The organism is Gammaproteobacteria bacterium, from assembly GCA_013003425.1.
Taxonomy (GTDB): Bacteria; Pseudomonadota; Gammaproteobacteria; order Steroidobacterales; family JABDKV01; genus JABDJB01.
This window is the reverse complement of record JABDJB010000103.1, coordinates 20,817-27,982: the sequence shown is the minus strand read 5'-3', so window position 1 is coordinate 27,982 and position 7,166 is coordinate 20,817. Positions and strand designations below refer to the sequence as shown.

Here is a 7,166-nt window from a genome sequence, read left to right as displayed (position 1 = left end):
TCGGCTCATCACATCCTGGGGCTGTAGCAGGTCCCAAGGGTATGGCTGTTCGCCATTTAAAGTGGTACGCGAGCTGGGTTTAGAACGTCGTGAGACAGTTCGGTCCCTATCTGCCGTGGGCGTTGGAGATTTGAGGGGAGCTGCTCCTAGTACGAGAGGACCGGAGTGGACGTACCTCTGGTGTTCCGGTTGTCACGCCAGTGGCACCGCCGGGTAGCTAAGTACGGAAGGGATAACCGCTGAAAGCATCTAAGCGGGAAGCCCACCTCAAGATGAGATCTCCCTGGGACTTTAAGTCCCCTGAAGGGCCGTTGAAGACTACAACGTTGATAGGCTGGATGTGGAAGTGCAGTAATGTATGAAGCTAACCAGTACTAATTGCCCGTGAGGCTTGACCATATAACCTCAAGCAGTTTTGCTTGAGAGTTGTATGCTCGAGTGCGTCACAACCCAAGTTGGAACTTTCAGAATTTGCGCGGGGTCAAGTCTACGCATTACGCATTTGCGGAATGCCGGTCGTTGGACCAGCAAAAATGCGTAATGCGTAGACTTGACCCCAATGCAAGCCAGTTTGCCTGGCAGCGATAGCGAACGGGAACCACCCGAATCCATTTCGAACTCGGAAGTGAAAACGTTCTGCGCCGATGATAGTGTGGGGTTTCGCCATGCGAAAGTAGGACACCGCCAGGCACCTAAACAAAAACCCCACCCGGTTTTCCGGGTGGGGTTTTTTCTTGGGTCCATTTCCGGGCCGAACCTACTGGCGGTGTGGTATTACGTGCTCCGCACGCGCTCGGCGTGGCTCGCGGCTGCGTCGCTGCGCGACGTATTCAATTCGCGTGTCCGAATACACGCAAATTCGGACACCGCCAGGCACTTAATCTAAAAACCCCACCCGGTTTTCCGGGTGGGGTTTTTTCTTGGGCCCATTTCCGGCCGGCGGTGCGTCAGCCGCCTTTGTCGCGTCTCGCAACGCATCGCCAGGCCACCCATGTCATAAGCAGGAGAAGAACACCGGGGCGGACGACGCCCGCACCACCGGTTGCCTGATAATGATTGCCCGCAGCAGCCGAAACCATGACGACGTAATCCACGCCCAGGGAATTGAGCGCCTGCACATCGTGTTCGGTGAATCCAACAAACGTATACGATTTGAGTGAGCGTGTTTCCAGGCGTTCCATCAACGACGCCGGTGGCAGTTCAGGGCGCGAGGAAAAAGCCAGCCCGGTGTAGCCGAACTCCTTGACGGTATCTAGAAAGTTCTCGTCAAAGGCTGAATGGGAATCGTATGACTTCAGATATATGCCCGCGAGTGCCGGAAAGGCAGCTCGATAATCAGTGGCCACTGAATTATCGAAAACAGTTACGGCTATTCGGCTTTCGTCAAAGCCCGACTCGGCTATGGCAGCGCCCACGGCGGCTGCCGGCACCTGGCGCACATCAAGAAACACTTCTCCGTCCCAGCGCTTTATTTCCGTCAGCAAGTCCGTCAGCCTGCTGATTCTTTCGCCACGCCTGTTATGCCGCAGGTTTGCCACGTCGGCCCAATCGTGGTTCGTGACGTCGCCTTGTCCGTCGGTTTCATTGGACAGCTCGGCATCGTGCAGCCCAATGGCTACGCCATCGCGTGTTACGCACAAGTCAATTTCCACGCCTTTGAGACCGGCGCTGAAGGCGGCTCTCACCGCAGACAGGGTATTAGTCTGGTGCTGTCCGCCCCAACCCAGTTGCACAATCTCTCCCAACGCCGGAGTAGCGGCGGCAGTGAGTAATACGGTGAGGGCGATTATTCGCCTGTTCATCATCATTAAGAGTCCTGTCTCGTGCAGGATATCGTATTGGAAATCAGTCGGGCGTCACCACGTCGCGGTTCTCACAATAGCCCCCCCCGCTGTGGATAACATAATCGTTTTTCCGCCGGCAAACGTTGTGGGGTTCAGCGGTCATGCCAGCGGCAAGTGGCTCGTACAGCGGGTCTGGCGGTCATGAAGCTCTACAAGTTTGGCGAAACTCCCGGTAGGACGTCCACTGCCGATAGTCTCCAGGATCTGGCAGGTCGCGTAGCGATCGCAGGCGTTCTGGTAGTCTCGCCGCCATTCCTCAAACAGTCGCTGTGTATCGGTATTACGTGGAAAGCGGCCTGGTGGTTTTGTTACCCCGCAGCGCCAGGGTTTCGGGGTGAGCCGGGCGCGAAAACTCTTCTGTACTTTACACAGCTGAGTGAAGGCTGGGTCGGTGCCAGTGGCTGTCATCAGTTCTTGCGCCTCGCGGCCGGCCGGATCGAATTCGCGGTCAACTGCCAGTACCCGCAGTCCGGCGGCGGTGCGGTAGATACGAAAACTCGCCTTGCCATACTGCTGCAGCGTGACTTTCAGTCTTGCCAGCACTGCGCCTTCGGAATGATCAGTGCTCAGGCCAAGACGCGCCAACAAACGCTGCCAGCCCGAGACCGGTTGCAGGTCGATATCGAGGAACAGCAGTTTTGCCGTATTGAGTACCTGTGCGCCCTGCGCATTGCGTGTGACTATACCGGTCGCAGCACCGCGGCCGGCAAAGGTCTCGAGTATTTCCTCTTTTAATGGCCGGTCGCTATAGGCGTATTTTTCGGGGAAACCGTCGCCGCGCTGCAGCCGCTGCTTCAGGCGCTGCAGGCGTTCGCCGGCCTTGTCTCTGGCGCTGCGCTCGTCGTCGCCCCAGCCCCACGCCGTTAGCGGCGTCTCTCGGCCGTCGGGCAGGCGACCGGTTGAAGTTTCACTGACCCAGTGTTTTGGCAGGTACATGGCATCCCCGGTGTAGCGCCGGACGGACTCTAACACTCCCGGGATTGCCTGCCCAACCGCAGGGGCCCGGCCGGGCATTGCATAAGTCACCGAAAATATAGGGATTTACCGCAATGTCGGCGGTGGCCAGCCAGCGGTTACCATGGCGGTTGATCACCATGCAATGAGGCAGGAAGGGTGGCGCAATGACCGGCCCTGTTGACGACGTTCGCCGGGTTCCGATGGACCTCGGGCGGGCACGCGTGCCGCAAGGCGAAGTGCACGTCATTGTTGAGCGCTGCAAGGAATGCAATTTCTGTATCAAGTACTGTCCTGCACAGGTGCTGGAGTATTCCACACAGACCAATGACAAGGGATATCACTACCCGGTTATGGTTGCGGACAAGGCCGACGGTTGCGTGTACTGCAAGTTCTGCGACCTGATCTGTCCCGAGCTGGCAATCTACACAACCCCCGTCGACGGTGATGCCGATGCCGGCTGAACGCGCAGCATCAGCAACTTCGCAGCCCGCACAGCGCGTGCTCAGCGGCACCCATTTCATGCTGGGCGATCACGCCTGCGCTGAAGGGGCGCTTGCGGCGGGGCTGGATTTTTTTGCCGGTTATCCCATTACTCCGTCGACCGAAGTTGCAGAACACCTGGCACGCCGGCTGCCGGATGTCGGCGGGCGCTTCGTGCAGATGGAAGACGAGCTCGGCAGCATTGCCGCAATTATTGGCGCCTCGGCGGCAGGTGCACGCAGTTTTACTGCAACGTCGGGGCCGGGTTTCAGCCTGATGATGGAGAACATCGGCCTGGCCGCCATGATGGAGCTTCCCTGCGTAATAGTCGATGTGCAGCGCGCCTCGCCTTCGACCGGCCTGCCGACAATGGTCGGCCAGTCCGACATCCTGCAGGCGCGCTGGGGGTCGCACGGCGACTATGGCATCGTTGCTTACTGCCCGGCTTCGCCGCAGGAATGTTTCGAGTTAACCATCGCGGCCTTCAACACCGCTGATCGCTACCGCATACCGGTTCTTATCCTGATGGACGAGGTCATCGGTCACATGGCAGAGCGGGTAATAATTCCTGAAGAGCAGGAGATCGATCGCACGGAGCGCAAGGGCCCGCTCGAACCGCCGGGAGCAAAGCCATTTCTCCCCTATGCCGCAGAAGAAGACCTGGTGCCGCGTATTGCCCATGCCGGCGATGGTCACAAGGTGCACATGACCGGGCTGACTCATGACGAGCGTGGTTATCCGGCACTGACGGCCGCAACGCATGACAAGCTGGTCAGACGGCTGGTGGACAAGGTGCGGCTGAATGCCGGCAGTATCGTCGAGTTTGAAGAGATTGGTCTGGACGATGCCGAAACCGTCGTGATTGCCTATGGCTGTACCGCACGTTCGGCGCGGCGCGCGGTGCGTGAGGCACGCAATGATGGGCAGAAGGTTGGCCTGCTGCGACCAAAAACTATCTGGCCATTTCCACAAACCCGACTGCAGCAGCTGCTGGAGGCCGGCACCGTGACGCGAATTGTCGTGCCCGAAGTTAATCTCGGCCAGCTGCGGCGTGAAGTGGAGCGACACACCCGGCTGCCCGTAATCGGGCTCAATCATGCCGGCGGCGAGATGCCTACGCCCGCCGCAATACTGGAAGTGATCACATCATGACGGTTGCCACGATTCATCCCATCGATCACCTGATGCGGGCCGACCGGCTGCCGCATATCCTGTGCGCCGGCTGCGGTATTGGCACGGTCATCCATAGTTACGTGCACGCCATCAACGAGTCGGGCATCGATCCGGACCGCCATGTCTGCGTGTCGGGTATCGGCTGCAGTGGCCGCGCCGCAGGCTATGTCAACGTCGATTCCTACCACACTACGCATGGCCGCGCGCTGCCGTTCGCGCTCGGCATAGCGGTGCACAACCCGGAGCTAACGGTCACCGTTATCAGCGGCGACGGCGACCTCATCGCCATCGGCGGTAATCATTTCATCCATGCGGCACGCCGCAACGTGAATCTGAACGTCATCTGCATCAACAATTTCAACTACGGCATGACGGGCGGGCAGGTGGGTCCAACCACGCCGGTAGGCGCCAGGGGAACTACCGCCCCACGCGGTGCAGTCGAGCAGCCATTCAATCTGCCGCACCTGGCCAAGGCGGCCGGCGCCAGCTTCGTCGCGCGCTGGACCGTGCTGCACGTGCGACAGTTTACCGATGCGGTATTGCGTTCGATGGAGAAGAAGGGTTTTTGCTTTACCGAGGTGCTGTCGCCATGCCCGACCAGTTTTGGCCGGCGCAACGATCTTGGCGAGGGTATAGAAGAAGTCGAGATGTACCGTCAGCGCTGCCGCATAGACAACGGCGCCGGTGAACTGGAGCAGCTGGGCATCGACATTGTCGACCCCTCGCAGCCCATCACCGTCGGTAATTTCGTCGATATCGAGCGCGAGGTTTTCCTCGGATAAAGCCATGACTGGTTCCGCAGCCGAAAATATTACTGAAATCAGGCTTGGCGGCATTGGCGGGCAGGGCATCGCGCTGGCCGGCAGCCTGCTGGGTCGGGCGGCGACTATCCACGATGGCAAAGAGGCCGTATTCACCCAGACGCACGGTCCCGAAGCGCGCGGTGGCGCCTCGCGAGCCGATGTGATTATTTCGGCCGGGCCGGTCGACTATCCTTTTGTCATCCAGCCGGACATCCTTTGCGTCCTGTTCCAGGAGGCCTACGAGCGTTTTCGGCCAAAGCTCAAACCAGGCGGGCTGCTGATTGTCGATGCAGACCTGGTCAGCCTGCACGCCGATGACGCTGCTGCCGTGCGTTTGCCGGCAACACGCAAATCGGCTGAGCTCGGTACCAAGCTGGCGGCAAACATCGTGCTGCTCGGTTGTCTCATCGCCATCACCAACGTCGTCAGTCGCCGGGCGATGGAAGAGGCGATCAGGGCAAAGGTATCCAGCAAGCACCTGCAGCTCGATCTGCAGGCACTGCAGGCCGGATTCGAGTTTGGCGCCGGAGCGCAGCCCGATGACTGATTCAGTTCTGATCGTTGGCAGCGGCCTCGCCGGACTGACCGCGGCGCAGGACTGTGCTGATGCGGGGGCGAATGTAATTATTGTCGAGCGCGCCGCCGTCGCCGGAGGCAGGTTTGCTGCAGCGGCGACTGACGATAGCGCTGCTGTCGATGGCATTGCCGTGCCAAAGCTTGCGGCGCTGAGCGCGAGAGATAACGTGGAGCTGATTGTGCTGGCCGAGCTCGAAGCGCTGCAGGGCCGGCCGGGCAATTTCACCGCGACCATCACAGAGCAGGCGCGCTTTGTCACCGACACCTGCACGCGCTGCAACCGCTGTCGCGCCGTCTGCCCATCGGTTTCACCCAACGAATTCGACGAGGGCCTGACGTATCGCAAGGCGATCTACACGCCGCTGGCGGAAACCTGTCCACCCGAGTACGTGATTGACATCGATAGCTGTCTTAACCGGCCGCCCAATTATCTGCCGTGCAATCGCTGTATCGAAGTATGCGACGACGACAGCATTCATTTTGACCTGCCGCTGCAAACCACTCACCAGCGGACTGTGGCCACCGTTATCGTTGCCACTGGCTGCGACAACGCCAACGGGACTGCTCTGCAGGACCGCGGTTACGGGACGCACCCGGATATTGTCACGACGGCAGAGCTGCAGCGGATGCTGCTTGCACCCGGACCAACCGGCGGGTTTGTTGCAAAACCCTCAAACGAGGAATACCCGGACAGCATTCTGCTCACCCTCGACCAGCTCACGCCATACGCACTTGATGCCACCGCCAGCCTGGTGCGTCAGCTGCTTGCGCAAAATATCGAGCGAGTAGCAGTGCTGGTAACACAGCAGCCGCCGGCAGACGCATCCCTTGCCGTGCTTCCCGCCGGTAGCGAGATTTGTTTCGGTATGCTGCGCAAGATCGAAGGGCAGGGCAGCAGCGTGATGGTGTCGTGGGCCGATTTTGGCAGCAACCGCTTGCCACAGGAGCAGTTCGACCTGGTCGTGCTTGATGCCGGCGCACAGCCTGCCGCCGGAATGGACCGCCTGGCTGCCACACTGCAGCTGGAGCTGACGCCGGAGGGCTTTGCGGCAGCGCCGGTCGCCGAACAACCCTGGGCCAGCAGCCAGCCGGGCATCTACCTTGCCGGTAGCGTTGCCGGGCCCGTTGCGGCGGCCAACACGGTGCGCGCGGCAAAGGCTGCCGCGCTGGCGGCGCTTGGCCAGCTCGACCCCCGGCTTTTGCGCGCCGATTTTGTGCCCGGTGTGGCCGAGGAACAACACAAGATTGCCGCACAGGAAGACGCTTTGCGTGAGCGTATCGAGCGTGCATTGTATGCGTTACTGGATCGTTCCGGCTGACAACAACAGGATTA

The 7,166-nt window shown here is 60.0% G+C and carries 7 protein-coding genes and 2 rRNA genes; 7 read left to right on the top strand and 2 right to left on the bottom strand.

Annotated features, from left to right (window positions below; genetic code table 11):
• A 23S ribosomal RNA gene (locus tag HKN06_13895) occupies positions 1–416 on the top strand; the annotation flags it as partial.
• A gap of 158 nt (positions 417–574) precedes the next feature.
• A 5S ribosomal RNA gene (gene rrf / locus HKN06_13890) occupies positions 575–690 on the top strand.
• A 257-nt stretch (positions 691–947) separates the two neighbouring features.
• On the opposite strand, the gene HKN06_13885 is transcribed toward rrf, so the two are convergent.
• Both HKN06_13885 and HKN06_13880 read right to left on the bottom strand, forming a co-directional pair.
• Complete coding sequence (locus tag HKN06_13885) at positions 948–1,802, bottom strand: hypothetical protein (GenBank protein NNF62403.1); 855 nt, start codon at positions 1,800–1,802, stop codon at positions 948–950.
• A gap of 141 nt (positions 1,803–1,943) precedes the next feature.
• The gene (locus tag HKN06_13880) at positions 1,944–2,780 is read right to left on the bottom strand and encodes a hypothetical protein (GenBank protein NNF62402.1); all 837 of its coding nucleotides are present in this window, start codon (positions 2,778–2,780) and stop codon (positions 1,944–1,946) included.
• Between the two features lie 221 nt (positions 2,781–3,001).
• Here HKN06_13880 and HKN06_13875 point away from each other — a divergent pair, with 221 nt between their 5' ends.
• From HKN06_13875 to HKN06_13855, 5 genes are read left to right on the top strand one after another with little or no spacing between them, the layout of a single operon-like run.
• Positions 3,002–3,262, top strand: coding sequence for a 4Fe-4S dicluster domain-containing protein (locus tag HKN06_13875; GenBank protein NNF62401.1), 261 nt, complete (start codon positions 3,002–3,004; stop codon positions 3,260–3,262).
• A 58-nt stretch (positions 3,263–3,320) separates the two neighbouring features.
• A complete protein-coding gene (locus HKN06_13870) occupies positions 3,321–4,433 on the top strand; it encodes a 2-oxoacid:acceptor oxidoreductase subunit alpha (protein NNF62400.1) in 1,113 nt (370 codons plus the stop codon).
• The gene (locus HKN06_13865; GenBank protein NNF62399.1) at positions 4,430–5,236 is read left to right on the top strand and encodes a 2-oxoacid:ferredoxin oxidoreductase subunit beta; all 807 of its coding nucleotides are present in this window, start codon (positions 4,430–4,432) and stop codon (positions 5,234–5,236) included. Before HKN06_13870 ends, HKN06_13865 begins: the two co-directional genes overlap by 4 nt.
• 4 nt (positions 5,237–5,240) lie before the next feature.
• On the top strand, positions 5,241–5,804 hold the full coding sequence (locus HKN06_13860; GenBank protein NNF62398.1) for a 2-oxoacid:ferredoxin oxidoreductase subunit gamma: 564 nt from the start codon (positions 5,241–5,243) through the stop codon (positions 5,802–5,804).
• A complete protein-coding gene (locus HKN06_13855) occupies positions 5,797–7,152 on the top strand; it encodes a CoB--CoM heterodisulfide reductase iron-sulfur subunit A family protein (GenBank protein NNF62397.1) in 1,356 nt (451 codons plus the stop codon). Before HKN06_13860 ends, HKN06_13855 begins: the two co-directional genes overlap by 8 nt.
• The last annotated feature ends 14 nt before the right edge of the window (positions 7,153–7,166 follow it).

Excerpts from the sequence above, each read along its gene's own strand:
- HKN06_13885 (NNF62403.1), bottom strand. The coding sequence starts at position 1,802 with ATGAACAGGCGAATAATCGCCCTCACCGTATTACTCACTGCCGCCGCT.
- HKN06_13880 (NNF62402.1), bottom strand. The coding sequence starts at position 2,780 with ATGTACCTGCCAAAACACTGGGTCAGTGAAACTTCAACCGGTCGCCTG.
- HKN06_13875 (NNF62401.1), top strand. The coding sequence starts at position 3,002 with ATGGACCTCGGGCGGGCACGCGTGCCGCAAGGCGAAGTGCACGTCATT.
- HKN06_13870 (NNF62400.1), top strand. The coding sequence starts at position 3,321 with ATGCTGGGCGATCACGCCTGCGCTGAAGGGGCGCTTGCGGCGGGGCTG.
- HKN06_13865 (NNF62399.1), top strand. The coding sequence starts at position 4,430 with ATGACGGTTGCCACGATTCATCCCATCGATCACCTGATGCGGGCCGAC.
- HKN06_13860 (NNF62398.1), top strand. The coding sequence starts at position 5,241 with ATGACTGGTTCCGCAGCCGAAAATATTACTGAAATCAGGCTTGGCGGC.
- HKN06_13855 (NNF62397.1), top strand. The coding sequence starts at position 5,797 with ATGACTGATTCAGTTCTGATCGTTGGCAGCGGCCTCGCCGGACTGACC.